Origin of the sequence: Caballeronia sp. GAWG1-1, from assembly GCF_023631465.1 — a bacterium.
Lineage (GTDB): Bacteria > Pseudomonadota > Gammaproteobacteria > Burkholderiales > Burkholderiaceae > Caballeronia.
Genome location: NZ_JALQDB010000017.1, coordinates 1 through 23,860 on the forward strand (window position 1 = coordinate 1; position 23,860 = coordinate 23,860).

Annotated in this window: 25 protein-coding genes; 12 read left to right on the forward strand and 13 right to left on the reverse strand. The window is 62.3% G+C overall.

Going from position 1 to position 23,860, the window contains the following annotated elements; translation table 11 throughout:
- The coding region (gene xseA / locus NCT03_RS11280; protein WP_250492679.1) for an exodeoxyribonuclease VII large subunit at nucleotides 1–1,051 on the reverse strand (1,051 nt) is incomplete at its 3' end.
- 472 nt (nucleotides 1,052–1,523) lie between these two features.
- Here xseA and lpxK point away from each other — a divergent pair.
- The 5 genes from lpxK (at nucleotide 1,524) to NCT03_RS11305 (ending at nucleotide 5,385) form a co-directional block, all read left to right on the forward strand.
- Entirely contained in the window at nucleotides 1,524–2,540 is a 1,017-nt protein-coding gene (gene lpxK / locus NCT03_RS11285; RefSeq protein ID WP_244826148.1) for a tetraacyldisaccharide 4'-kinase, read from the forward strand.
- Nucleotides 2,521–2,727 carry a Trm112 family protein gene (locus NCT03_RS11290; RefSeq protein WP_244826149.1) on the forward strand — a complete coding sequence of 69 codons (207 nt, stop codon included), beginning with the start codon at nucleotides 2,521–2,523 and terminating at the stop codon, nucleotides 2,725–2,727. The genes lpxK and NCT03_RS11290 overlap by 20 nt, the downstream gene beginning before the upstream one ends.
- Before the next feature lie 9 nt (nucleotides 2,728–2,736).
- Entirely contained in the window at nucleotides 2,737–3,528 is a 792-nt protein-coding gene (gene kdsB, locus NCT03_RS11295; protein ID WP_250492680.1) for a 3-deoxy-manno-octulosonate cytidylyltransferase, read from the forward strand.
- A 285-nt stretch (nucleotides 3,529–3,813) separates the two neighbouring features.
- Nucleotides 3,814–4,476, forward strand: a complete 663-nt coding sequence (gene adk / locus NCT03_RS11300) for an adenylate kinase (RefSeq protein ID WP_244826151.1) — start codon at nucleotides 3,814–3,816, stop codon at nucleotides 4,474–4,476.
- A gap of 150 nt (nucleotides 4,477–4,626) precedes the next feature.
- Nucleotides 4,627–5,385 (forward strand): 3-hydroxyacyl-CoA dehydrogenase, encoded by a 759-nt coding sequence (locus NCT03_RS11305; RefSeq protein ID WP_244826152.1) that lies wholly within the window; start codon nucleotides 4,627–4,629, stop codon nucleotides 5,383–5,385.
- A 30-nt stretch (nucleotides 5,386–5,415) separates the two neighbouring features.
- Here the strand turns inward: NCT03_RS11305 and NCT03_RS11310 are convergent, their stop codons facing one another.
- Both NCT03_RS11310 and murJ read right to left on the reverse strand, forming a co-directional pair.
- Nucleotides 5,416–6,261, reverse strand: a complete 846-nt coding sequence (locus NCT03_RS11310; protein WP_244826153.1) for a SirB1 family protein — start codon at nucleotides 6,259–6,261, stop codon at nucleotides 5,416–5,418.
- A complete protein-coding gene (murJ, locus tag NCT03_RS11315; RefSeq protein WP_309844240.1) occupies nucleotides 6,261–7,811 on the reverse strand; it encodes a murein biosynthesis integral membrane protein MurJ in 1,551 nt (516 codons plus the stop codon). Before murJ ends, NCT03_RS11310 begins: the two co-directional genes overlap by 1 nt.
- A 499-nt stretch (nucleotides 7,812–8,310) precedes the next feature.
- Between murJ and rpsT the strand changes: the two genes are divergently transcribed.
- Nucleotides 8,311–8,589 (forward strand): 30S ribosomal protein S20, encoded by a 279-nt coding sequence (gene rpsT / locus NCT03_RS11320; protein WP_244826155.1) that lies wholly within the window; start codon nucleotides 8,311–8,313, stop codon nucleotides 8,587–8,589.
- A gap of 135 nt (nucleotides 8,590–8,724) precedes the next feature.
- On the opposite strand, the gene NCT03_RS11325 is transcribed toward rpsT, so the two are convergent.
- The gene (locus NCT03_RS11325; RefSeq protein WP_244826156.1) at nucleotides 8,725–9,060 is read right to left on the reverse strand and encodes a DUF3579 domain-containing protein; all 336 of its coding nucleotides are present in this window, start codon (nucleotides 9,058–9,060) and stop codon (nucleotides 8,725–8,727) included.
- 505 nt (nucleotides 9,061–9,565) lie between these two features.
- Here NCT03_RS11325 and argF point away from each other — a divergent pair.
- Nucleotides 9,566–10,495 (forward strand): ornithine carbamoyltransferase, encoded by a 930-nt coding sequence (argF, locus tag NCT03_RS11330; RefSeq protein ID WP_250465558.1) that lies wholly within the window; start codon nucleotides 9,566–9,568, stop codon nucleotides 10,493–10,495.
- Nucleotides 10,496–10,652: 157 nt separating this feature from the next.
- Here argF and murB read toward each other — a convergent pair whose 3' ends face one another.
- Entirely contained in the window at nucleotides 10,653–11,687 is a 1,035-nt protein-coding gene (gene murB, locus NCT03_RS11335) for a UDP-N-acetylmuramate dehydrogenase (RefSeq protein WP_250492681.1), read from the reverse strand.
- Nucleotides 11,688–11,836: 149 nt separating this feature from the next.
- Between murB and NCT03_RS11340 the strand changes: the two genes are divergently transcribed.
- Nucleotides 11,837–12,322 carry a YajQ family cyclic di-GMP-binding protein gene (locus tag NCT03_RS11340; protein WP_244826159.1) on the forward strand — a complete coding sequence of 162 codons (486 nt, stop codon included), beginning with the start codon at nucleotides 11,837–11,839 and terminating at the stop codon, nucleotides 12,320–12,322.
- Nucleotides 12,323–12,462: 140 nt separating this feature from the next.
- Here the strand turns inward: NCT03_RS11340 and plsY are convergent, their stop codons facing one another.
- The 5 genes from plsY to queG form a co-directional block, all read right to left on the reverse strand.
- Nucleotides 12,463–13,107, reverse strand: a complete 645-nt coding sequence (gene plsY / locus NCT03_RS11345) for a glycerol-3-phosphate 1-O-acyltransferase PlsY (protein WP_250492682.1) — start codon at nucleotides 13,105–13,107, stop codon at nucleotides 12,463–12,465.
- Nucleotides 13,108–13,146: 39 nt separating this feature from the next.
- Nucleotides 13,147–13,638 carry a Cys-tRNA(Pro) deacylase gene (gene ybaK / locus NCT03_RS11350; protein ID WP_244826161.1) on the reverse strand — a complete coding sequence of 164 codons (492 nt, stop codon included), beginning with the start codon at nucleotides 13,636–13,638 and terminating at the stop codon, nucleotides 13,147–13,149.
- An 81-nt stretch (nucleotides 13,639–13,719) separates the two neighbouring features.
- Complete coding sequence (gene xerD / locus NCT03_RS11355; protein ID WP_250465563.1) at nucleotides 13,720–14,646, reverse strand: site-specific tyrosine recombinase XerD; 927 nt, start codon at nucleotides 14,644–14,646, stop codon at nucleotides 13,720–13,722.
- The gene (locus tag NCT03_RS11360) at nucleotides 14,643–15,119 is read right to left on the reverse strand and encodes a methylated-DNA--[protein]-cysteine S-methyltransferase (protein ID WP_250492683.1); all 477 of its coding nucleotides are present in this window, start codon (nucleotides 15,117–15,119) and stop codon (nucleotides 14,643–14,645) included. Before NCT03_RS11360 ends, xerD begins: the two co-directional genes overlap by 4 nt.
- The gene (gene queG, locus NCT03_RS11365; protein ID WP_250492684.1) at nucleotides 15,116–16,375 is read right to left on the reverse strand and encodes a tRNA epoxyqueuosine(34) reductase QueG; all 1,260 of its coding nucleotides are present in this window, start codon (nucleotides 16,373–16,375) and stop codon (nucleotides 15,116–15,118) included. Before queG ends, NCT03_RS11360 begins: the two co-directional genes overlap by 4 nt.
- Before the next feature lie 18 nt (nucleotides 16,376–16,393).
- Between queG and tsaE the strand changes: the two genes are divergently transcribed.
- Entirely contained in the window at nucleotides 16,394–16,957 is a 564-nt protein-coding gene (tsaE, locus tag NCT03_RS11370) for a tRNA (adenosine(37)-N6)-threonylcarbamoyltransferase complex ATPase subunit type 1 TsaE (RefSeq protein ID WP_250492685.1), read from the forward strand.
- The gene (locus NCT03_RS11375) at nucleotides 16,939–18,474 is read left to right on the forward strand and encodes an N-acetylmuramoyl-L-alanine amidase (protein ID WP_250492686.1); all 1,536 of its coding nucleotides are present in this window, start codon (nucleotides 16,939–16,941) and stop codon (nucleotides 18,472–18,474) included. The genes tsaE and NCT03_RS11375 overlap by 19 nt, the downstream gene beginning before the upstream one ends.
- 875 nt (nucleotides 18,475–19,349) lie before the next feature.
- Here NCT03_RS11375 and NCT03_RS11380 read toward each other — a convergent pair.
- Together NCT03_RS11380 and NCT03_RS11385 are read right to left on the reverse strand one after the other, a co-directional pair.
- Complete coding sequence (locus tag NCT03_RS11380; RefSeq protein ID WP_250492687.1) at nucleotides 19,350–20,231, reverse strand: EamA family transporter; 882 nt, start codon at nucleotides 20,229–20,231, stop codon at nucleotides 19,350–19,352.
- A gap of 172 nt (nucleotides 20,232–20,403) precedes the next feature.
- The gene (locus NCT03_RS11385; RefSeq protein WP_244826168.1) at nucleotides 20,404–20,670 is read right to left on the reverse strand and encodes a hypothetical protein; all 267 of its coding nucleotides are present in this window, start codon (nucleotides 20,668–20,670) and stop codon (nucleotides 20,404–20,406) included.
- Nucleotides 20,671–20,883: 213 nt separating this feature from the next.
- Here NCT03_RS11385 and NCT03_RS11390 point away from each other — a divergent pair, with 213 nt between their 5' ends.
- Both NCT03_RS11390 and trxA read left to right on the forward strand, forming a co-directional pair.
- Nucleotides 20,884–21,783, forward strand: coding sequence for a pirin family protein (locus tag NCT03_RS11390; RefSeq protein WP_250492688.1), 900 nt, complete (start codon nucleotides 20,884–20,886; stop codon nucleotides 21,781–21,783).
- 97 nt (nucleotides 21,784–21,880) lie between these two features.
- A complete protein-coding gene (gene trxA, locus NCT03_RS11395) occupies nucleotides 21,881–22,729 on the forward strand; it encodes a thioredoxin (RefSeq protein ID WP_250465574.1) in 849 nt (282 codons plus the stop codon).
- Between the two features lie 274 nt (nucleotides 22,730–23,003).
- Here the strand turns inward: trxA and NCT03_RS11400 are convergent, their stop codons facing one another.
- Nucleotides 23,004–23,849, reverse strand: coding sequence for a tRNA threonylcarbamoyladenosine dehydratase (locus NCT03_RS11400; protein ID WP_250492689.1), 846 nt, complete (start codon nucleotides 23,847–23,849; stop codon nucleotides 23,004–23,006).
- Nucleotides 23,850–23,860: the final 11 nt, after the last annotated feature.

Sequence of the window (23,860 nt, forward strand, 5' to 3'; positions counted from 1 at the left end):
CCCCCCCCCCCCCCCCCCCCCCCCCCCCCCCCCCCCCCCCCCCCCCCCCCCCCCCCCCCCCCCCCCCCCCCCCCGCCAGTTGCCGCAGATGCACGTGTTGCCTTGCCAGACGCTCGGCGGGACTCACGAGGCGGCGCGCGAGCCAGTCGAGTTCCTGGGCGCGACGCTCCATCGTCCGGCCAAAACTTCGTGCGAGCGCCGCGTGACGCTGATCCAGTTCCTGCAGCAACACCACGCGCTGCGGACTGACGAGTTCGGCAGCGGCGGTCGGCGTCGGCGCGCGCATGTCGGCGGCGAAATCGGCGATCGTGAAGTCGGTCTCATGGCCGACGCCGCTCACCACCGGCACGCTGCTCGCCGCGATCGCGCGCGCGAGCACTTCCTCGTTGAACGCCCATAAATCTTCGATGGACCCGCCGCCCCGGCACACGATCAGCACATCGACTTCGCGCCGCGCGCTCGCCGCTTCGACCATCGTCGCGAGCTTCGCGCCGACGCCCGTTCCTTGCACCGGCGCGGGATAAACGACGACCGGCACATGTGGCGCGCGGCGCGCGAGTGTCGTCAACACGTCGCGCAACGCCGCCGCCTGCAGCGACGTCACGATGCCTATGCCACGCGGATGCGTCGGCAGCGCGCGCTTGCGTTCCGCCGCGAACAAGCCTTCGCTTTCGAGCTGCGCCTTCAGCCGCAGAAATGCCTCGAAAAGCCGCCCCTGCCCCGTGCGCCGCACCGCTTCCACGTTGAGTTGCAGTTCGCCGCGCGGCTCGTACATGGTGACGAGCGCGCGCACCTCGATCTTGTCGCCTTCGCGCGGCGTGAATTCGGCGTATTGCGCGCGGCCGCGAAACATCACGCAGCGCATCTGCGCGCCCGCATCCTTGATCGAGAAGTACCAGTGTCCGCTCGCGGCGCGCGTGAAGTTCGAGACTTCGCCCGATACCCACACGAGCGGAAACGACCGTTCGAGCATCGTGTTGATCGCACGATTGAGCACGGAAACGGGGATGACGGCATCGCTGCCTTGCGGCATCAAAGAATCGGGAGTCATGGGCGAGAAAGCGAGAGATCGGGCCGGAAGAACCATCTGACTGATGGACAAGATCCGCCGGATAAGGTACGCCAGTGTAGCAAGTGTCCACACAGAAAGACTTACCGCTTGCTGATCGCAAGCACCCCGGCGAGCCTTTGAATACGTTGCAACTCGTTGATTTAACTCGCTTATATTTGTCTTATGTCCGCATTATCCGAAGCAACTCTTTCCTGACGCGGAATCGCTGCTCTTCGGCCGCGAGTTTTTCACAGAGTTATCCACAGGCGCGCGCCCTCGGCCGTTTGGCTAACCGGCTGGCGTCGAGGCCGTCCGCGCGATAGAGTCCGGGGTTCGAGCACCGGCCTGACCCTGCGTAGAAACATCGCCGGCCATGCATTCCGTTCAACGCTGACCGTATAGAAGGAGTTGCCGTTGCGCGCCAAGCTTCACCCGTTGACCGGCTCAAACGCCATCGTCGCGAAGGCGGACCATGTCTGACTTCAAACCGCCCATCGAAAACTTTTTCGCACGCGAATGGCGCAAGCGCGGTCCCGTTGCGTGGGCGCTCACGCCCTTCGCCTGCATCTTCGGCGCGATTGCCGCGACGCGCCGAGCGTTCTTTGAACTCGGCTGGATCAAGCGCGTCGATGTCGGCGTGCCGGTGGTCGTCGTCGGCAACGTGACGGTCGGTGGCACGGGCAAGACGCCGACGGTCATCGCGCTCGTCGAGGCTCTGCGCGCGGCAGGGCATCAGCCGGGCGTCGTTTCGCGCGGATACGGCGCGAAGATCGCGAAGCCGACGAGCGTCGCGCCGACCTCGGCCGCCGCGCAAGTCGGCGACGAGCCGCTGTTGATCGCGCGCCGCACTCACGCGCCGGTCTTCGTGTGCCCGGATCGCGTGGCGGCGGCGCGTGCGCTGGTCGAGGCGCATCCCGAAGTCGATGTCATCGTGTCCGACGACGGCCTGCAGCACTATCGGCTCGCGCGCGTGTTCGAGCTCGTCGTATTCGACGACCGCCTCGGCGGCAACGGCTTCCTGCTGCCCGCCGGCCCGTTGCGCGAACCGATGTCGCGCCATCGCGACGCGACGCTCATCAACAGTCCCTACGACCGCACCTTGCCGCCGTGGCCCAACACCTTTGCGCTCGAACTCGAATCGGGCGATGCCTGGCTGCTCGACGATCCATCGGTGCGCCGTCCGCTCGCGCAGTTCGCAGGCGAGAAAGTGGTCGCCGCCGCGGGCATCGGTTCGCCCGAGCGCTTCTTCGCGACCTTGCGCGCCGCCGGCATCACGCCTGGCACGCGCGCGTTCCCCGATCACTATTCGTATCGCGAGAATCCTTTCGAGGACGTGAAAGCCGACGCCATCCTAATCACCGAGAAGGATGCAGTAAAATTTGGGGCCTGGCGTGATGCGCGCATCTGGGTCGTTCCCGTGCAAGCCGTGCTCAGGCCTCGCCTCATCGCTCTAGTTGTGGAGAAACTCCGTGGACGCACGTCTGCTTGAAATCCTCGTCTGCCCGATCTGCAAGGGTCCGCTCACCTATGACCGCGCGGCGCAGGAACTCGTCTGCAGCGCGGACAAACTTGCTTATCCCATTCGCGACGGCATTCCCGTGATGCTCGTCGACGAAGCGCGTCAAACGGTGGAAGGCACGCCGGTCGAGCCGTTGAAGCCGGTTGGCGGCGCGTAAGGTCCGATCATGTCCGTGCCGTTCATCGCCGTCGTTCCGGCGCGTCTTGCTTCCACGCGGCTGCCGAACAAACCGCTCGCCGATATCGGCGGCAAGCCGATGGTCGTGCGCGTCGCCGAACGCGCGCGCGAGTCCGGCGCGAGCCAGGTGATCGTCGCAACCGACTCCGACCGCGTGGTCGAGGCTTCGCGCGATCACGGCATCGAAGTGATGCTCACGCGCTCGGATCACCCCACCGGCACCGACCGTCTCGCCGAAGTAGCGACGCGTCTGAACTGGCCCGACGACGCCATCGTCGTGAACGTTCAGGGCGACGAGCCGCTCATCGACCCGCAACTCGTGCGCGATGTCGCCGCGCATCTCGCGGCGCATCCCGAATGCGCAATCGCCACGGCCGCGCATCCCATTCACGATGCCGCCGACGTGTTCAATCCGAATGTCGTGAAAGTCGTGCTCGATGCGAAGAGCGTCGCGCTCTACTTCTCGCGCGCGCCCATTCCCTGGACGCGCGACGCGTGGCAATCGCACTGGCCGGACGTCGCCGCGCTTTCGGCGCTGCCTTCGGTGCCCGAAAACGTGCTGCGGCATATTGGCCTGTACGCGTATCGCGCGAAGTTTCTGCGCGAGTTTCCAAACCTCGCGCAAGCGCCCATCGAAGCCGCCGAGGCGCTCGAACAACTGCGCGCGTTGTGGCATGGCGAGCGCATCGCGGTGCGCGTCACGCATGAAACACCTGCACCGGGCGTCGATACACCCGCCGATCTCGCGCGCGTCCAGGCGCTCTTTTCCAGCGCCGGCTGAAAGCTCGCACAACCCGTGTATACCCCCGCCAAACGCTTGCGCGGCGGGAATCACAGCGATTTCTATCGCCGTTATTACGGCCGCGTTCGTAATGAGCCGTGGCATAATCAAGCGATTGCGCGAGCCTTCCGGTCAGCGCCACGCTCAACGTTGCGCCGCTGTCCGCGGGTGCCGCGCCGACTTTCGAATCGGCTGCGCGCTCTGTCGTCGACGCCGCGCGAGCCTGGCCACCGGATGCAGATTCAGACTCGCCGCGCGGTTTCTAGACGATTCGGAGATATCACCATGCGTTTGATCCTGTTGGGCGCACCCGGCGCGGGCAAGGGCACCCAGGCAAACTTCATCAAGGAAAAGTTCGGCATTCCGCAGATCTCGACCGGCGACATGTTGCGCGCGGCCGTGAAGGCGGGCTCGCCACTCGGCGTCGAGGCCAAGGGCTATATGGACGCGGGCGAGCTCGTGCCGGACACGCTCATCATCAATCTCGTGAAGGAGCGGCTGCTCGCGGACGACTGCAAGAACGGCTATCTGTTCGACGGTTTCCCGCGCACCATTCCGCAAGCGGAAGCCATGAAGAACGCGGCTGTCGTAATCGACTACGTGCTGGAAATCGACGTGCCGTTCGACGAGATCATCACGCGTATGAGCGGGCGTCGCGTCCACGCGGCGTCGGGCCGCACGTATCACGTCAAGTTCAATCCGCCGAAGAACGACATGACGGACGACGTCACCGGCGAGCCGCTGATCCAGCGCGACGACGACAAGGAAGAAACCGTGAAGAAGCGGCTCGACGTGTATGAAGCGCAGACCAAGCCGCTCATCGCGTACTACAACGACTGGGCGAAGCGCGGTGAAACGAACGGGCTGAAGGCGCCGGAATATCGCAAGATTTCCGGGCTCGGCGCGGTCGATGAAATCCGCACGCGCGTGTTCGATGCTTTGAAGTAACTTGCCCGCGTCACGGAAAACCCGCTCTTCGCCGAGCGGGTTTTTTTACGCCTTCAGACTTGCTCGCCAAGCTAAAATGGCGAGCCATAAAATCGAACGGCCTCACGAGGGCCGCGAATGCAGCACTTCCTCATATCAAGGAGAAGAGACATGGAGATACAAGGCAACGTTTTTCTGATCACCGGCGGCGCGTCCGGCCTGGGTGAGGCCACCGCGCGGCTCGTCGCCGGGCTAGGCGGAACGGTCGTCATCGCGGACATGAACGAAGCGGCGGGCGCCGCGCTGGCGAAGGAGTTGTCCGGCGAGTTCGTCAAATGCGATGTCAGTCAGGAGGGCGACGGCCACCGCGCCATCGAAGCCGCCACTCAACGCGGCACTCTGCGTGGACTAGTGAATTGCGCGGGCATCGCGCCGGCATCGAAGACGGTGGGCCGCGACGGGCCGCATCCGCTCGATCTGTTCAGCAAGGTCATCGCGGTTAATCTCATCGGCACGTTCAACATGATTCGGCTCGCGGCCGAGGTCATGTCGAAGAACGCGCCCAACGAAACGGGCGAACGCGGGGTGATCGTGAATACGGCGTCGGTCGCGGCGTTCGACGGGCAAATGGGCCAAGCGGCCTATGCGGCGTCCAAGAGCGGCGTGGCCGGCATGACGTTGCCCATCGCACGCGATTTGTCGAGAAACGGTATCCGCGTGATGACCATCGCGCCTGGTCTCTTCGAAACGCCGATGCTGCTCGGCATGCCGCAAGACGTACAGGACGCGCTCGGCGCCATGGTTCCGTTCCCGCCGCGTCTTGGCAAGCCGAACGAATACGCGCTGCTCGTCAAACAGATTTTCGATAACCCGATGCTCAACGGTGAAGTCATCCGTCTCGACGGCGCAATTCGCATGCAGCCGAAGTAAGCAAAAAAACGGCGGATCGCTCCGCCGTTCTTAGTCGCCGTCGTGCTGCGTGCGCTGCCTCAGTTCATGCAGCTCGGTTTCGACAACGGTTGCATCTTCCGCATCGGGACGATCTTCCAGATAACGCTGCAGATCTTCGAGCGCCGGACGCAGATAATCGAGCCGCGCGTAGGCAAAACCACGGTCGCGCACTTCCTCGATACTTCCCGGTAACACGATGACGAGCCGCTGCTGCACGGCGAGCAAGCGCTGCCAGCGCTCCGTCTGCAAGTAGATGCTTTTCAGATTGCGCAGCATGCGCGCGACGATCTCGCGGCGCGTCGCCGGCTGCAACAACACGCGCAACGCGCTGCCAATGGATTCGCCCACGCGCTGCACATACGGCTCCAGCATTTCGACCATCTGCGCTTCGGAAAGCGTCTGGCCGGTGGTCGGATCGAGCATGAGATCGTGATCGGGCGTCGAGACACGCAGCAGGAAATGCCCGGGAAACGACACGCCGCGCACGGGCAGACCGAGCTGATCGGCCATTTCCAGATAGATCACCGCAAGCGAAATCGGAATGCCGCGACGCCGGCGCAACACCACGTTCAGATGGCTGTTGTCCGGGTCGTAGTAATCGTTGAGGTTGCTCGAGAAACCCAGTTCGCGGAAGAAGTAACGATTGAGCGCCTCGACCTTTTGCTTCATGTCCGCGTCGTCGGGCATGCGGCGACGCGCCCGCACGACGAGTTCGTCGATCTCCGCGAGCACCGCTTGCATGTCGAGATCGGGATACGCGTCCTGCGCAAGCGACAAAGCCGCTTCCGTGAGCGGAAGACTCTCGTCGTCCGCCACGAGCGAAGTAAAGTAGTCGAGGATACGCGTTGTCGTCATCAAAGCGTTCGTCTCTTGAAATAGGCGTATTTGAAGCCCATCGCCGCCAGAATACCGAAATATAACGCGGCGAACACGACAAGGCTCGCACCCAGCAACGCGATCCGCGTGAACGGCGTTGCGCGCATGGCGATCCAGTCGAAGTTGCCAGCGACCCAGTGCATGGTTCCAGCCAGCACGAGGCATGCCCCGATCATCTGCACGAAGAATAGCAGCCAGCCCGGCGACGGCTTATAGATCTGCCGGCGCCGCAAGCCGATGAACAACAGCAGTGCGTTCGCGAGTGCGCCGAGGCCGATAGAGAGCGTAAGACCCGCGTGCGAGAAGATCGGCACGAAGATGTAGTTGCTCACCTGCGTCATGATGAGCACGCCAATGGCGATCTTCACCGGCGTCTTGATGTCCTGCTTCGCGTAGAAACCCGGCGCCAGGATCTTGATGAGGATCAGCCCGATCAGCCCAATGCCATATGCCGACAGCGCGCGGCCGACCATCACGACGGAATGGCTGTCGAACTTGCCGTAGTGAAAGAGCGTCGCGGTGAGCGGTTCGGCGAAGAAGAACAACGCGACCGCGCTCGGCGCCGCGAGCAGAAAGGTGATGCGCAAACCCCAGTCGAGCAGCGCGGAATACTCGTCGTTGTTGGCATCGACGTGGGCTTTCGAGAGACTCGGCAGCAAGATCGTGCCGAGCGCCGCGCCGAGGAGCGCGGTGGGAAACTCCATCAGCCGGTCGGCGTAGTTGATCCATGACACCGCGCCCTGCCCGATATTCGACGCGATATTCGTGTTGATGATGAGGCTCAGTTGTCCGACCGACACCGCGAACGTGGCGGGCACCATCTTCAGCAGCACGCGCTTCACGCCCGGATGCCGCAGCGCCTGCAAGAAGTTGAGCCCGATGCGCGGCGCCATGTCGATCTTCCGCAGACCCGGAAACTGCACGAGGAACTGCAACGCGCCACCCGCGATCACCGCGTAGGCCAGCGCGTACACCGGCACTTTCAGATGCGGCGCGACGAACACCGCCGCGAAAATGAACGACACGTTCAGGAGCACCGGCGCGAACGCGGGCAACGAGAACTGCTTGTACGTATTGAGCACGCCCGAGGCGAGCGTCGTCAGCGAGATAAAGATGATGTACGGGAACATGATCCGCGTCATCTCAACGGCAAGGACGTACGCCTGACCATCGTGCTTCAGGCCGGACGCGACCGCGAAGACGACCCAGCTCGCGCCGGCCATGCCGACGAGCGACAGCACGACGAGGCCCCATGTGAGCACGGTGGACATGGCATCGACGAGCGCCTTGGTCGGATCGTGACCTTGACTGTTCTTGAACTCGGCGAGGATAGGAACGAACGCCTGCGCGAACGCGCCTTCCGCGGACAGACGCCGCAGCAGGTTCGGTATGCGGAACGCGACATAGAACGCGTCGGTGTAGAGACTGGCGCCGAAGGCACGGGCGATCAGCGTTTCGCGGATCAGGCCGGTCACGCGCGACAAAAGCGTGAAGCCGCTGACCGTCAGGAGGGCTCGGAATAGATTCATGGGGCGCTTATTATACGGGGCGTGCGCGATGCGCTTCGGATCGCGGCGGCCGCATCGGCGTTCGCGCACGTCACTTTGACCCATTGCATCGAATTTGCGGCGCAATGGCGTCAGAGCGAGGCTTTTCTTGTCACATCTCGTATTTGCTTGCTATAATCGCGGGTTTCGAAGCTCGGCTTTCGCGCACTGCTACAATCCACGCAGTCGTGACGCACTTACAGTTCGCACAGTTCGACGCTTCATGTCATTTCTTGCCTAACAGGCAAGGGAGGCAAGGGAGACACGTGGAAATGGCATAGAGTCGACAGCAAGATTCACGCTGTCAGGCCAAGTTTCAAGGCTCCCGGGCAATCGTTCCCGGGAATTCCGATCATAGGCAGTGCGTTAAGAATCGCCCTCTCGTACTCATTTCGGGCGCTCCTGGCAAGACGCCGGAGTCATCGAGACAAGGGTAACGCGCTCCAGACAAGTAACAGCAGAAACAGGATAAGGAACCGTCATGGCAAATACCGCACAAGCTCGCAAGCGCGCCCGTCAGGGTGCCAAAGCCAACTCGCACAACTCGGCGCTGCGCTCGAAGTTCCGCACGGCCATCAAGGCAGTTCGCAAGGCGATCGACGCCGGCGACCAAGCCAAGGCAGCCGAATTGTTCAAGTCGTCGGTCAAGACGATCGACATCATCGCGGACAAGAAGATCGTCCACAAGAACAAGGCTGCTCGTCATAAGAGCCGCCTGGCCGCAGCCATCAAGGGCTTGCAGGCCCCCGCTGCCCAGTAATTCCGGCTTGCTTCCGGAAAACGCGCGCATGCAATGCATTGCCGCAGTTGACTGGAAGCAGCTTCCTGTTTCCGCTGCGCAGTAAAGAAAAAGCCCGCGAACGCGGGCTTTTTTTCGTCGGTCCACAAGCGCTGATTAACGCTTCTGCTGCGTCTGCGTGCCGTGATGCGGCGGCAGCTCGCATGCCTCGGTCACGACCAGATCGTTGTCCTTCGCGAAGTTCAGCACGAAGTCGAAAGCCATTGGCTCGATGTCGCGCAGGCGCGAGTCGAGAATGACGACTTTGATGTCCCCGATGATGGTCGGCCGCACATAGATGGAATATTGCAGGCGCGCGTTCGGCCCTTTCTTCCCCGGCCCAAAAGCCGACATCACTCCGCACAGGCGCTCGGACCAGTCGCTTGGCCGAAACGTGCGCCCGCTCTTGGTGATGCCTTGTATGAAGTACTCGGTAGGGGATGATTCAGCCATGTAGCATTACCTTTTGACAGCCGGTGATGCACACCGGCGAACGCGCCGACCGGACGCGGAAACCACGAGCCCTGCATTGGCAGGCACTAGCGGCTCTGAACGCGGCAGTCACAGAAAATTCCCGACTTGGCCACGCCCGCACCCTGAAGACGGACTCGACTGCACTGTTGAATCCAGACACGCAAGGGGTAACACGAGCGGCTCTTGCGAGCCTTCGTACACATACGCGTGAAACGGTGCTGAATGTTGCAGAGCGGTTGAAACGAGCGAGCGCAATTATACAGCAGCGACCCTTCTTCCGCAGCGCACCAATGCTTGCAAGCGCCCTGCAAGGCCGTCCAGAAGCCTTCTGGAGAAAGCGATCGGCTCCTCGGTAGCCTCGTCAAACATCGCAAAATCCTTTATGCTCGAACGCGATACCACTCCCGACGGCGGCGCCGTCCGGTCTTTTCGATGCCGCTTCGCGCATCGGCGGGCACCGGGTCGAAGCCGCCGCTTGCGTTTCATGACCGCCAAAAAAATTCGCCACTATCTTCAGTTCAAGGATTTTTCACTCGACGACTACGAGTACGTGCTCGAACGCGCGCGCATTCTGAAGCGCAAATTCAAGAACTACGAGACTTATCATCCGCTGCACGACCGCACGCTCGCGATGATCTTCGAGAAGAATTCGACGCGCACTCGCCTTTCCTTCGAGGCGGGCATCTTCCAGCTAGGCGGCCACGCGGTGTTCCTCAATACGCGCGACACGCAGCTCGGGCGCGGCGAACCGGTCGAGGACGCGGCGCAGGTCATCTCGCGCATGGTGGACATCATCATGATCCGCACGTTCGGGCAGGAGATCATCGAGCGCTTTGCAGAAAATTCGCGCGTGCCGGTCATCAACGGGCTGACCAACGAGTATCACCCGTGTCAGGTGCTCGCGGACATTTTCACGTACTACGAACAACGCGGGCCGATTCACGGCAAGACGGTCGCGTGGGTCGGCGACGCGAACAACATGCTCTACACGTGGATAGAAGCCGCGCAGATTCTGGGCTTCAAATTGCGCCTCTCGACGCCGCCCGGCTACACGCTCGATCACGCGCTGGTTTCTGAAGACAGCAAGCCGTTCTACGAAGCATTCGAAGACCCGAACGAAGCGTGCGCGGGCGCCGATCTCGTCACCACCGATGTCTGGACCAGCATGGGCTTCGAGGCGGAAAACGAAGCGCGCAAGGCGGCCTTCGCGGACTGGTGCGTCGATAGCGAGATGATGTCGCGCGCCAACCCGGATGCGCTCTTCATGCACTGCTTGCCGGCGCATCGCGGTGAGGAAGTGAGCGCCGAAGTGATCGACGGCCCGCAAAGCGTCGTGTGGGACGAAGCGGAAAACCGTCTGCATGTGCAGAAAGCGTTGATGGAGTTTTTGCTGCTGGGCAAGCTCAATCACTGAGTTGCTGTCGGGAAGGGCGGGGTTCGAATCGAAGTGCCGCCCTTCTTCGCGGCGTTGTCAGGGTCTGGTCACGCGCGCGTGGCTGATTTCATCGCGGTCAACGCGACCGCATGCCGCCAACGTCGGCCCTCGACGCACGAACCCGCGCTCATCGGTTTCACAAGCAAACCGGCTCCATCTCCAGTTCGACGTCGAAGCGCGCGAGCACGTCGCGCTTGATCGCTTCGGCGAGTTCGAGCACTTGCGCGCCGGTCGCATCGCCACGATTCACGAGCACGAGCGCCTGCCGGTCATGCACCGCCGCGCCACCGACGCCACGCCCCTTCCACCCGCACTGGTCGATCAGCCAACCCGCGGCCAGCTTCACCGCTCCGTCCGGCTGACGATACGACACGACGCCGGGTTCGCGCACGCGCAATGCATCGAACGCTTCCGCGCTCATCACCGGATTTTTGAAGAAGCTGCCCGCGTTGCCGAGCACCGTCCAGTCCGGCAATTTGGCGCGGCGCACGGCGACGACGGCATCAAAGATGGCTCGTGCATCGTGGCTGGATGCGCCTTCCAGCGCCCTCGCGACATCCGCGTAGTCTGCGCGCGGCTGCCACGCTTTCGGCAGCCGGAACACCACCGACGTGATCAGAAAGCGCCCGCGCCCTGCCCGCTTGAAGAAACTGTCGCGATAGCCGAACGCGCATTCATTCCGGTCGAAACGGGCGTGCGCGCCAGTCGCGAGTTCCACCGCGTGCAGCCGTTCGAAGCGCTCGCCCATTTCCAGGCCATACGCGCCGATGTTCTGGATAGGCGCCGCGCCGACCGTTCCAGGAATAAGCGCGAGGTTTTCGAGGCCCGGCATGCCTTGCGCAAGCGTCCACGCGACGAACTCGTGCCAGCTCTCGCCCGCGCCCGCTTCGACGAGCCAGGCGTCGTCGTCTTCGTGGATCACGCGCTTGCCACGAATGCCGACGATCAGCGCGACGCCATCGAATTCGCGCGTCAGCACGACATTGCTGCCGCCGCCGAGCACGAACTGCTGCATGTTGGCGATGCGCGCATCGGCGGCGAGCGAGATCGCGGCATCGACGCTATCGACGTGCATGGCGTGACGCGCTCGCACGTCGAAGCCGAACGTGTTGTGCGCTCGCAGCGAATAGTCGTCGAGCAACGGTGGCGGCGTGAAGGAAGCGTGGGACATGACAGGGAAAAACCGCGTGGCGAACCGGGAGAATCGGCGCAACCTTGGGGAACCGCAGGCGCGTCGGTAGAATGACGTCAGGTCTGTGATTATAGCGATTGCGCGAGCCGCGCCCGCTGCGCGCTCGCCTCATTGAAGGGGAAAACAAGATGCCATCGTTTGACGTCGTCAGCGAAGCAAACATGATCGAAGTGAAGAACGCGATCGAACAATCGAACAAGGAAATCTCGACGCGTTTCGACTTCAAGGGTTCGGATTCACGCGTCGAACAGAAGGAGCGCGACCTCACGCTCTACGCCGACGACGATTTCAAGCTCGGCCAGGTCAAGGACGTGCTGGTCGGCAAGCTGGCCAAGCGCGGCGTCGACGTGCGTTTTCTCGACTACGGCAAGCAGGAAAAGATCGGCGGCGACAAACTCAAGCAGGTCGTGACCATCAAGAAAGGCGTGTCGGGCGATCTGGCGAAGAAGGTCGTGAAAATCGTGAAGGACAGCAAGATCAAGGTGCAGGCGAGCATTCAGGGCGACGCGGTGCGCATACAAGGCACGAAGCGCGACGACCTGCAAAGCACCATCGCGCTGCTCAAGAAGGAAGTCACGGACACGCCGCTCGACTTCAACAACTTCCGCGACTGAGGTTTTCACCTTTAGCAAGCGGGCCAACAGCGCACTGCAGGACTTTCCCGCAGCGCCATGCAGCGCACGCAAAAACGCCGTTCCGCATGCCTGTGGAACGGCGTTTTGTTTGGTAGGCCGAGCGTTGCGCCGGTCCGCGCTCAGTCCGCCTCGCTCGCCGCCTGCGCCGCTTTCTTCTTGTCGCCGATACGGCTCTCCTGCCCCGCCAGCAACTTCGAAATATTGGCCCGATGCCGCCAGACGAGCAGCGCGCTCATCGCCAGCACGGCGAGCGAGATGCGGCTCGGCCCGAATAGGAACACCTGAAAAAACGGTGCGAAGACCGCCGCGACGAGCGCCGCGAGCGACGAATAGCGAAAGAAAAACGCGATGATCAGCCAGGTCAGCAAGGTAGCCGCCCCGAGCGCCGGATGAATGGCGAGCAGCACGCCGGCCGCCGTCGCGACGCCCTTGCCGCCCTGAAACTTGAAGAAGATCGGGTACAGATGCCCGAGAAAAACCGCGATGGCCGACAGCGCGATCGCGCTCGCGAGCCCGGCCGGATCGAGCCCCCAGCCCGCGCCGAAGTGCACGACGACCCACACGGGCAGCCAGCCTTTGAACGCATCGCCGATCAGCGTGAGGATGGCCGCTTTCTTGTTGCCGGTGCGCAGCACGTTGGTCGCGCCGGGATTGCCCGAGCCGTACGAACGGGGATCGGCGAGTCCCATCGACTTGCTGACGACGACGGCGAATGAAATCGAGCCGATCAGATAGGACACGACGGCGACGATCAGAGGAATCATGTTGGCTCTTTCTTTGACGTGGCGAATGCGGTCAGCATTCTAATCGACGCTCGCGCACTGCACGGGCTTCGCGTTGAGCAAGCCGGTGAGCACCGCCGGATCGAGACTGACGAGATAGCCGCGCCGGCCGCCGTTCAGATAGATGATGTCGAGTTCGAGAATGCTCGATTCGACAAACACGGGCATTGCCTTCTTCGTGCCGAACGGCGACGTGCCGCCCACGAGATAGCCCGAATGCCGGTTCGCCACTTCGGGCTTGCATGGCTCGATGCGCTTCGCGCCCGTCTGCCGCGCGAGGTTCTTGGTCGACACCGTGCGGTCGCCATGCATGAGCACGATGAGCGGCTTCGCGTTCTCGTCTTCCATCACGAGTGTCTTGACGACGCGATGCTCGTCCACGCCGAGTTGCCGCGCGGACTCCTCCGTGCCGCCGTGCTCGACATAATCGTAGGGATGCTCGCCGAACTCGACCTTGTTACGGCGCAGAAACTGCGTCGCCGGGGTTTCGGAGACATGTTTGGTTTTCGACATGGAGGCATTGTAGCGGCGCGGCTTCATGCTCACCATCGGCTGAACGGCCAATGCAGCGGCACGATCGTTCTGGCGAACAAGTCAACCGCGCGGATGATGCTCCCGATGCAGCTTTTGCAAGCGCTCGCGCGCGACGTGCGTATAGATCTGCGTGGTCGAGATATCGGAGTGACCTAGCAGAAGCTGCACGACGCGCAAATCCGCGCCGTGATTGAGCAGATGCGTCGCGAACGCGTGACGCAGCGTGTGCGGCGAAAGCGGCGCCTGCACGCCGCCGTTCAGCGCATGACGCTTGATGATGTTCCAGAACTGCTGCCGCGTCATGCCCTCGCCGCGCGAGGTGACGAAGAGCGCATCCGCGGCGCGCGCGCCTAGCAACGCGGGACGCGATTCACGCAGATAACGCATCAGCCACTCATGCGCTTGTTCGCCGAAGGGCACGAGGCGTTCCTTAGAGCCCTTGCCCATCACGCGCACCACGCCTTCGTTCAGGCCGACGGCCACCGTCTTCAAGGTGACGAGTTCGGTGACGCGCAGGCCGCTCGCATACATCAGTTCGAGCATGGTGCGGTCGCGCAGACCGAGCGGCGTTTCGATGTCCGGCGCGCCGAGCAGCGCTTCGACTTGCGCTTCGTTGAGCGTCGATGGAAAGCGCGGCGGCTGCTTCGCCGAGCGCAGCTTCAAGGTTGGATCGATCGTCGCGCGATGCTCGCGCAACGCCCAGCCGTAATATCGGCGGAACACGGACAGACGCCGGTTCGCGGAGGTCGCCTTGTCGCCACGGCGCGCAGCCATGTAGCCGTTCAGGTCGCTTTCACTCGCCGTGTCGATGGACCCGCCGCGCGTCTTCGCGAGCCATTCGGCGAAGAGCTTCAGGTCGCGGCGATACGCTTCGAGCGAATTCTTGGCGAGCCCGTGTTCGAGCCAGAGCGCGTCGCAAAAGAGATCGATCGAGTCCGAACTCGCGATCAGTTCCGGCGTCGGCAGTTCCTCGGCGATTGCGCTCATGCGATCGATACACCCTCATGCGCCAGCAACCAGCGCTTCACGTCACGAAAAAAGCCATCACCGGGCGTATGCGCGAAGCCGCCTATCCCGCTCGATGAAACCACCCGGTGGCACGGTATCACGATCGGCAGCGGATTGGAGCCGCACGCTTGCCCGACCGCGCGCGGCACGCTGCCGACTTCGCGCGCGAGTTGGCCGTAGGTCCACACTTGTCCCGCCGCGATGCCAGAAATGCCCTTCCACACGCGCTCTTGAAACGCCGTGCCGCCGGTGCCGATCGGCAGATCGAAACGCATGGCGGGTTGCTCGAAATATTGGCGAATCTGTGCGATGGCTTGTTGCACGAGCGGCTTGTCCGACTCGATGCTTTCGACCTCGCCCGGAAGATAGACGATCTCGCGCACGGCGCGCTCGTCGGCGCGAATGCCGACTTTGCCGAAGGGCGCGTCGATCACTGCATCGAAATGCTTCATGCCGGCCTCGCTATTTCGTCTGGCGCCGCGCGCTGCGCGAGCGCCCATTGCACATGCTCGCGAACCAGCGCGGAAGGATCGTGCATGCGCGCCTGCAACGCTTGCACGATACGCTCGCGCTCCACGCTTTCGAGCGACGCGCGCAGTGCATTGCCCATCGCCACCGCGATATTGCGTAGCCATCGCTCGTGTCCGATACGCCGGATCGCGCTGCCCTGCATGCGCGTGTCGAAGTCCTCGGCGCTCCACGCAAACAACTCGACGAGCGTGGAACGATCGAGCCCATGCCGCACATCGAAGTCCACGACCGGCGTGGCCTGCGCGAACTTGTTCCAAGGACACACGAGCTGACAATCGTCGCACCCGTACACGCGGTTGCCGATCAAAGGCCGCATCTCCTCGGGAATACTGCCTTGAAGTTCTATCGTCAGATACGAGATGCAGCGCCGCGCATCCACGCGATACGGCGCCACGATCGCGCCAGTCGGACATGCGCCGATACAGCGCGTGCACTGCCCGCAATGCGCGCCGTCCGTCTCGGGATGCGGGTCGACGGGCAATGCAATATCGACGTAAATCTCGCCGATGAAAAAGAGTGAACCGGCATCGCGATCGAGCAGCAACGTATGCTTGCCACGCCAGCCGACGCTTGCTTTTTGCGCCAGCGCGACTTCGAGAACCGGCGCGGAGTCCGTGAACGCGCGATGCCCGAACGGCCCGATGGCAGCTTCGATGCGCTCGGCCAGTTGCTGCAGCCGGTTGCGCATGACCTTGTGATAATCGCGGCCGCGTGCGTAGATCGAGACCATCGCCTGCGATGGATCGCTCAAGCGCGACCATTCGACGGCGCGCCAGTCGTTCTTCTGACCATCGGCTGTCGCGACACTTTCAGCGCCCTTGTGCTCAAGCGTCGCGCCAGGCAGATAAGCCATGCGCGCCGTGATGACCCGTCGCGTGCCGGCCACAAGCTCGGCGGGCCTTGCGCGTTTCATCCCATGTTTGGCCATATAATCCATCTCGCCGTGATAGCCTGCTTCAAGCCAACTGGCGAGGCCTTCCTCGGCATCCGTCAGGTCGGTATCGCCGATACCAACCGCACCGAATCCCAACTCGCGCCCCCACGTCTTGATGCGTAGCGCGAGTTCCGCCAGCGCGGCCTCATCGCCTAGTTCGACGTGATGCAAGGCGCGCGACTCATCGGCGGCGTCGCTGGACGCGGTCGTGATTTCAACGGAATGTTCCGGCAATCGGTTCATCACGACATTTTACGAGCAATGCCCGAAAGCCCTGTACGAACGACGCCTGATTTTCCTTCCGCGCTCCTCGAACGCCGCTTCGATCTGCGCGACGAAGCGGCAACGCTCGCCTTCGGGGAACGCTTCGCACGCGCCATCGACGAGACGCGCAAGCAAACCTCGGCCGAACGTTTTTCGGGCTTGCAGGTCCAGTTGATCGGTGACTTGGGCGCGGGCAAGACCACGCTCGTGCGCGCGACCTTGCGCGCGCTCGGTCATGCGGGCCGCGTGAAGAGTCCGACTTACACGCTCGTCGAGCCCTATTCGCTCGACACGCCAAGCGGGCCGCTCGATGTCTATCACTTCGATCTCTACCGCTTCGCCGATCCCGCCGAATGGGCCGATGCAGGCTTTCGCGAGTATTTCGATCGCGGCGCGGTGTGCCTCATCGAATGGCCGCAGCAAGCAGGCGGACTGCTCGGCGTGCCGGACCTCGTGTTCGAACTTGCCTTGCCCGACGAGAGCCGTGAAGTCGAAGAAGGCCGCGTGCTGAATGCGCGGGCGTTTAGCGAAACAGGAAAGACATGTCTCGAAAGATGCTGATCAAGCCGTTTCATTCGATCGAATCAGGTGCGAGCGCGCCGCACAACTGGCGGCGGCGTCAGGTGCTGCGCGCGGGCGCATCGACGCTTGCGCTTGCGCTCGTCGCACCGAAGCTCGCGCACGCGAGTTCCGTGCTCGGCGTGCGCGTTTGGCCCGCGCGCGATTACACGCGCGTGACCATCGAATCCGACCAGCCGCTCACGAACAGCAATCAGACGCTGCAAGGCCCGGACAGACTCGTCGTGGATCTGAACGGCATCGATCTGGATCAGTCGCTGCGCGATCTCGTCTCGAAGATCACGCCGAACGATCCGCAGATTCAATCGGTGCGCGTCGGTCAGTACCAGCCGCATGTCGTGCGCATGGTGTTCGACCTCAAGGGTTCGGTGAAGCCGCAGGTCTTCACGCTAGGGCCAATTGGCAGCTACAAGTATCGGCTCGTGTTCGATCTTTATCCGGCCGTCGCGCCCGATCCGCTAATGGAACTGCTCGCGCAGTCCGAGCACAAGCAGGAGGCCTTCGACCGCGCCAATCCGAATCCTTCCGCGCCGCCGCCCGCCACGCTTTCGGGGCCGGCCACGCCGCAGAAATCGCTCTCGCAGGATGCGACCGACGAGTTTTTCCAGAAGTACGCTCAGGGCGATGCCCCGGACAACGCCGCGTCGGTGGCGCCGAAGCCCGCGCCTGTGCCTGCGCCATCCGTGCCGAAGCCGTCGCGCGTCGTGCCGCCCGTGATCGCGAAGAAGGATGACGACGACAGCGACCAATACACGTTCTCGCAGCCCAAGCAGGATCGCTCGGGGACGACGCGCCTTCTGACTGTGGCCATCGATCCGGGTCACGGTGGCGAAGATCCCGGCGCCATCGGCGGCGCGGGGACGTATGAGAAGCACATTGCGCTCGATATCGCGAAGAAGCTGCGCGCGAAGATCGACGCGCAACCCAACATGCGCGCCATGATGACGCGTGATGCCGATTTCTTCGTGCCACTCAATGTGCGTGTGCAGAAGGCGCAGCGTGTCGGCGCCGATCTATTCGTGTCGATTCATGCGGACGCGTTTACCGAGTCTTCGGCGCGTGGTTCTTCCGTTTTCGCGTTGTCGGAACATGGTGCGTCGAGCGCGGCGGCGCGGTGGATGGCCGCCAAGGAAAATTCGTCGGATCAGGTCGGTGGCATCAACGTGAAATCGCAAGACGCTAGCGTGAATCGCGCGCTTTTCGACATGTCCACTACGGCGCAGATTCGCGATTCCATGCGGTATGGGAGTTTCGTGCTGAATGAAATCGGGGGCATTAACAAACTGCACAAGGGGTCGGTCGAGCAGGCAGGGTTTGCCGTGCTCAAGGCACCGGATATTCCTTCGATTCTCGTCGAAACCGCGTTTATCAGTAACCCGGATGAGGAGACTCGCCTCAACGATGATGCCTATCGGGACAAGATGGCTAGCGCCATTATGAAAGGCATCAGGCGGTATTTTGCTGCTAATCCGCCTTTGGCTAAGAGTCGCATGACTTGAAGACGTTGGTTTGCGGGTCTTTTGCGGTTCTTTTGCGGTTCTCGGGCAGTCTCGTTCAGTAGCCGCCTCCCCGGCAGTGGGGTCCCTTTCTTTGCTGCTGCAAAGAAAGGAACCAAAGAAAGCAGCTTTGGAACCGGCTTCTGAAGCACAACTGGTTCCCCGTTGTTTCTCACAAACCCTTTGGGCACTTCCCATTGCTCGCGCTCGTGGTAATCAATTACTAGGCACGCGGCTTTTTTTAGCTGCGCTGGGACCTCTTTTGCGGTCTGATGTTTTTTCGCGCTTCTGATGAGTCGAGCCGTTGCCTTGCGTTTCTGTTCAGTAGCCGCCTCCCCGGCGGTGGGGTTCCTTTCTTTGCTGCTGCAAAGAAAGGAACCAAAGAAAGCAGCTTTGGAACCGGCTTCTGAAGCACAACTGGTTCCCCGCTGTTTCTCACAAACCCTTTGGGCACTTCCCATTTCTCGCGCTCGTGGTAATCAATTACTAGGCATGTGGATTTTTTTTTGACTGCGCTGGGACCTTTTTTGCGGTCTGATATTTTTTCGCGCTTCTGATGAGTTGAGCCGTTGCCTTGCGTTTCCGTTCAGTAGCCGCCTCCCCGGCGGTGGGGTCCCTTTCTTTGCTGCTGCAAAGAAAGGAACCAAAGAAAGCAGCTTTCGAACCGGCTTCTGAAGCACAACTGGTTCCCCGCTATTTACCACAAACCCTTTGTGCACTCCCCCTCCACTCACGCTCTCGGTAAAACTCACAAGACCAAGGCTTTTTTCGGAGTCGCTGTTCGAGTTTCTTCTCTGGCACTTCCAAGGAAGTCGGCCGTTGTATTGCTTTTTTCTTTAGCCGCCTTCACTTTAAGGGTTCATTTTTCGCGGTTTTTTTTATCGCGGGACGGGGAATAGTCTCTGTTTCAAGCGTGCGCCGAATACATTGACCGCCAATCCCGCCATTACCAGCGCCGCACCCGCTACTTCCGCCGGTGTCAGCGCCTCGCCCAGAAACACCGCCGCCGATGCAATACCTATCACCGGCACCAATAACGAGAACGGTGCGACCTGCGCCGCCGGATAGCGCGCAAGCAATTTGCCCCACAAGCTGTAGCCAATGATGGTCGCGATGAACGAGAGGTAAACGATCGCGAAAATCGATATCGACGGGATCGCCGCAAGGCTCGCTTCAATGCGCGCCGGGCCCTCGAAAATCAACGACAACGCAAGAAACGGCAGCGGCGGTATCAGGCTCGCCCACACTACCAGCGACAGCAAGTCGACTTTGCCCATGCGCTTCGTGACGACATTGCCAAGTGCCCACATCGACGCCGCGCCAAGCGTGAACAAGAACCCTGTGAGGGTCATCGCGTGGCCGCCCTGCATGCCGATCAGCGCTAGCCCGGCCGCCGCGATCAAGAGTCCAGCTATGTTCATCGCGCGTATGCGCTCGCCAAGCATGAAGGCGGCGAAGATCAAGGTGAAGAATGCCTGCGCCTGCAAGACGAGCGAAGCAAGTCCCGCCGGCATGCCGACCGACATGCCATAGAACAACAACGCAAACTGGCCGAACGAAATGGAAAGGCCATAAGCGAAAAGCCAGCGCAGCGGAATTCGCGGGCGCTTGACGAAGAAGACCGGCACCGCGGCCAGCGCGAATCGCAAGGCGCCCAGCAAGAACGGCGGCACGCCGTGCAAACCCAGTTTGATGACGACGAAATTCACGCCCCACGCGAGAATCACCACCGACGCAATCAACAAATCCCTTGGCGACATCGCCGCTCCTTCGTGCACTTCGATTGAAAGTCACACGAGTTTAGCGGGGCGCACTCTGCGGTGGCTTGTGAAAAACTGCGCTCACAACGCCCCGCCGTCTTGGCGCATGCAGACAAAAAAACGCCCGCGCCTCCCAAGGGAAGCGCGAGCGCTTCACAGCAATCCGGACCGCTTACTTGCTTTGGCCGGATTCCGCTGCCGCATTGTTGCCGGTTTCGACGTCAGGCGTCTTCTTGCCTGCCGACGGATGCGCGCTGTGCTTGCGCATCTTGTGCTTGGTCGTGCCCGACGACGACGTGCCATCGGTCGACGCGCCAGTATCGGTCTGGCCCATGGCCGCCGACGAGTTGCCCGACGAGGTCTGGGCCATTGCGCCGGTTGCAGCCGTGGCGCTCAAAAGACCCGCAGTGATGGCGATCAACAGTTTATTCTTGCTCATGGTTTCCTCTCCTATCAATTGACGTTTGCGCAAATTCTGCACGCATGCTGCAAAAAGCGCGGTCCCTTCGTAAAAAACACGTGAAGCACGCGTAACTCCGCACGAAGTCGATGAAGCGTTTTCCACATCCCCGATGAGAGCGCATCGCCGCAGCGGCCGGTAGAATCGGCGGTTCAAGGCGCGCAACCGGCGCGTCAGCTCCCGGAACCGCCAATGTCCACGTCGATCCGCGTCCTGCTCAAACCACATCAACACGATGTCGGCGGCCTCACGGTGAGGCGCGTGCTCCCCGCACTGGCGGCACGCACTGTCGGACCCTTCATCTTCTTCGACCACATCGGTCCCGCAACCCTCGTGCCCGGACAGGGACTGGATGTACGGCCGCATCCGCATATCGGGCTCGCAACCGTTACCTATCTCTTCGAAGGCGCGATCATGCATCGCGACAGCGTCGACTCCGTGCAGAAGATCGTGCCCGGCGACGTCAACTGGATGACCGCCGGGCGCGGCATCGTCCATTCGGAACGTACGCCCGACGAGGAACGCGAGCGAGGCCAGACGATGCATGGCATCCAGACCTGGGTCGCGCTGCCGGTGGCAAGCGAGGAAGTCGAGCCTTCGTTCGAGCATCATGCGGCGTCCGCCTTGCCGCAAATCGAGCGCGACGGCGTGACTTTGCGCGTAATCGCGGGCACCGCGTTCGGCGCCCAAGCGCCCACGCGCACGTTCTCGCCAACGCTTTACGTCGCCGCCGATTTCGCTCGCGGCAGCGCGCTCACGCTCGATATCGAACACGAGGAACGCGGCGTGTATCTCGTCGAAGGCGATCTGTCCATCGACGGCCAAGCGCTGCCCGAACAGCAAATGGCCGTGCTCGAACCGGGCGCGCCGGTGCGTTTCGAGAGCACGAACGGCGCGCGCGTGATGATTCTCGGTGGCGCGCCGCTCGACGGGGCACGCATCATCGAATGGAATTTCGTCGCCAGTTCGCGCGACAAGATCGAGGCCGCGAAACAGGCATGGAGCGAGCAGCGCATGGGGCACGTTCCCGGCGAGACGGAGTTCATTCCACTACCGCCCGCGCGTCGCGAGAATCGCGCGCCCGAGGCATGAGACGTGCATCGGCGTGAATCAACGCCGTGGCCGTTGAGAGTTATGCAAGCGTCCCCATCTAATTTCAAGACACATTGCAGGCATTAGGAGAGAACGCATGGAAACGACCCTCGCTACGTTTGAAAACGACGTCATCAACGCGTCGATGCTCGCGCCCGTTCTCGTCGATTTCTGGGCTCCGTGGTGCGGACCGTGCAAGACCCTCGGTCCGATGTTGGAACGGCTCGAAGCCGAAGCCGCCGGCAACTGGAAGCTCGTCAAGGTGAATGTCGACGAGAATCAAGAACTCGCGCAGCACTTCCAGGTGCGCAGCATTCCGCACGTGATCGCGTTCGCGGAAGGCCGGCCAGTGGACCAGTTCATCGGCGTGTTGCCGGAGGGCCAATTGCGCGAGTTTCTCGACCGGCTGGTGCCTGCTGGCGCCGAGGCCGAGCGCCGCGCCGCGCACGACGCGTGGGCGAGCGGTAACCGCAAGGACGCGATCGATCGCATCAAGGCCACGATCGCGCTCGATCCGAGTTACGAAGATGCGCGCCTCGATTTGATCGAATGGCTGATCGCGGAACGGCGGATCGACGAAGCGAAGGAAGAAGACAAGCTGCTTTCGCCTAAGACGACGCAGGGCATCGACGCGCGCTATAACGCGCTCAAGACCGAACTCGACGCCGCCGATGCAGCCGCCGGACTGCCGCCCGCCGACGATCTCATCGCGGCGGTGCACGCGAAACCGGACGATCTCGAAGCGCGCTTTGCGCTTGCGAACCGTTTGATTGCCGGCCGCGATTATGGTGGTGCGCTGGAACATCTGCTCGAAATCGTCGTGCGCGATCGCGCGTTCATGGACGACGTCGGCCGCAAGACGATGCTATCGGTGTTCGAACTCGCGGCGAATCAGCCGGATGTCGTGGCGTACTGGCGGCGCAGGCTGAGTGCCGCGATGAATTGAGCATGCATGATCGGCTCGTGGATGCAGAAACGGCCAGCTCGTGGAAGCTGGCCGTTTTTTTGTTGGCTGCGGTTGGCCGCGTGACGTCAAACAGCGCATGTTCGCCGTGCGGCCACGTCGACTCGCGTGCATGCAAGCAACTGGCGGATTTGCCGCTACGCCCGCTCGTCATATTCGTGCGAAAACCGATCTGCCATCGACGCAAGCCACCACCATTCATGCTTCTGTGACTCTATGGCACGCCGTTGTTACGTCCTCGTAAGAACCTGCCGCCCTAAGCCGCCTTCTTCGCCAACGCCCGAAGCACGAACGCCGCCGCCGCGAACCCAAAGCTCGCCGTCACACACACGCTGGACCCGAAACCCGCGCAATTCAGCCCGACCGGGCCCGCGTATCCCGCGCCGGTTTCCAGATGCTCCGCGCCCTCGCTGATATCGCAAGCGGCCGCTTCCGGGTAAATGAGCGGCTCGTCCGAATATACCGCGCTGACCTTAAAACGCGCCTTCGGTCCGCGCGGAAAGCCGTGCATTTTGCGCAATTGGCCGCGCACTTTCGAAAGCAGCGGGTCCTGAATGGTCAGCGCCAGGTCGTCGATGCGAATACGCGTCGGATCGAGCTGCCCGCCCGCGCCGCCCACCGTGATCAGCGGCTGCTTGTTCGCGACACACCACGCAATGAGCGCGGTTTTCGTGCGCACGCTGTCGATGGCATCGACGATGAAGTCGAAACCGCCGCCGAGCATCGCATCGAAATTACCCGGCTCCGCGAAGTCCTCGATCTGCCGCACGTCGCAGGCGGGATCGATCAAACGGATGCGCTCGGCCATCGCCGTGACCTTGGCCTTGCCGTAGTTGCCGTCGAGCGCGTGGATCTGCCGGTTGGTGTTGCTTTCGGCGACGTTGTCGAGATCGATCAACGTGAGCTTGCCGATTGCGCTGCGCGCCAGCGCTTCAGCCACCCACGATCCCACGCCGCCTATGCCGATCACCGCGACATGCGCGCCTTCGAACGCCGCGAGCGCAGGCGCGCCATACAGACGCGCGATGCCGCCGAAGCGTCGGTCGCGGTCGGCGATCTCGTCGGCGGAAGGTGACTCGTTGGGAGCGATGGTGGCAGTCATAGGTGGAAGCA

What these genes read in the sequence shown, in the direction of transcription:
- tsaE (WP_250492685.1), top strand. Translation starts at nt 16,394, where the DNA reads ATGCCCGAAAGCCCTGTACGAACGACGCCTGATTTTCCTTCCGCGCTC.
- murJ (WP_309844240.1), bottom strand. Translation starts at nt 7,811, where the DNA reads ATGAATCTATTCCGAGCCCTCCTGACGGTCAGCGGCTTCACGCTTTTG.
- NCT03_RS11375 (WP_250492686.1), top strand. Translation starts at nt 16,939, where the DNA reads ATGTCTCGAAAGATGCTGATCAAGCCGTTTCATTCGATCGAATCAGGT.
- murB (WP_250492681.1), bottom strand. Translation starts at nt 11,687, where the DNA reads ATGTCCCACGCTTCCTTCACGCCGCCACCGTTGCTCGACGACTATTCG.
- ybaK (WP_244826161.1), bottom strand. Translation starts at nt 13,638, where the DNA reads ATGTCGAAAACCAAACATGTCTCCGAAACCCCGGCGACGCAGTTTCTG.
- NCT03_RS11305 (WP_244826152.1), top strand. Translation starts at nt 4,627, where the DNA reads ATGGAGATACAAGGCAACGTTTTTCTGATCACCGGCGGCGCGTCCGGC.
- argF (WP_250465558.1), top strand. Translation starts at nt 9,566, where the DNA reads ATGACCGCCAAAAAAATTCGCCACTATCTTCAGTTCAAGGATTTTTCA.
- plsY (WP_250492682.1), bottom strand. Translation starts at nt 13,107, where the DNA reads ATGATTCCTCTGATCGTCGCCGTCGTGTCCTATCTGATCGGCTCGATT.
- NCT03_RS11390 (WP_250492688.1), top strand. Translation starts at nt 20,884, where the DNA reads ATGTCCACGTCGATCCGCGTCCTGCTCAAACCACATCAACACGATGTC.
- trxA (WP_250465574.1), top strand. Translation starts at nt 21,881, where the DNA reads ATGGAAACGACCCTCGCTACGTTTGAAAACGACGTCATCAACGCGTCG.
- NCT03_RS11325 (WP_244826156.1), bottom strand. Translation starts at nt 9,060, where the DNA reads ATGGCTGAATCATCCCCTACCGAGTACTTCATACAAGGCATCACCAAG.
- xerD (WP_250465563.1), bottom strand. Translation starts at nt 14,646, where the DNA reads ATGAGCGCAATCGCCGAGGAACTGCCGACGCCGGAACTGATCGCGAGT.
- lpxK (WP_244826148.1), top strand. Translation starts at nt 1,524, where the DNA reads ATGTCTGACTTCAAACCGCCCATCGAAAACTTTTTCGCACGCGAATGG.
- rpsT (WP_244826155.1), top strand. Translation starts at nt 8,311, where the DNA reads ATGGCAAATACCGCACAAGCTCGCAAGCGCGCCCGTCAGGGTGCCAAA.
- NCT03_RS11385 (WP_244826168.1), bottom strand. Translation starts at nt 20,670, where the DNA reads ATGAGCAAGAATAAACTGTTGATCGCCATCACTGCGGGTCTTTTGAGC.
- kdsB (WP_250492680.1), top strand. Translation starts at nt 2,737, where the DNA reads ATGTCCGTGCCGTTCATCGCCGTCGTTCCGGCGCGTCTTGCTTCCACG.
- NCT03_RS11360 (WP_250492683.1), bottom strand. Translation starts at nt 15,119, where the DNA reads ATGAAGCATTTCGATGCAGTGATCGACGCGCCCTTCGGCAAAGTCGGC.
- queG (WP_250492684.1), bottom strand. Translation starts at nt 16,375, where the DNA reads ATGAACCGATTGCCGGAACATTCCGTTGAAATCACGACCGCGTCCAGC.
- NCT03_RS11340 (WP_244826159.1), top strand. Translation starts at nt 11,837, where the DNA reads ATGCCATCGTTTGACGTCGTCAGCGAAGCAAACATGATCGAAGTGAAG.
- NCT03_RS11310 (WP_244826153.1), bottom strand. Translation starts at nt 6,261, where the DNA reads ATGACGACAACGCGTATCCTCGACTACTTTACTTCGCTCGTGGCGGAC.
- NCT03_RS11380 (WP_250492687.1), bottom strand. Translation starts at nt 20,231, where the DNA reads ATGTCGCCAAGGGATTTGTTGATTGCGTCGGTGGTGATTCTCGCGTGG.
- adk (WP_244826151.1), top strand. Translation starts at nt 3,814, where the DNA reads ATGCGTTTGATCCTGTTGGGCGCACCCGGCGCGGGCAAGGGCACCCAG.
- NCT03_RS11400 (WP_250492689.1), bottom strand. Translation starts at nt 23,849, where the DNA reads ATGACTGCCACCATCGCTCCCAACGAGTCACCTTCCGCCGACGAGATC.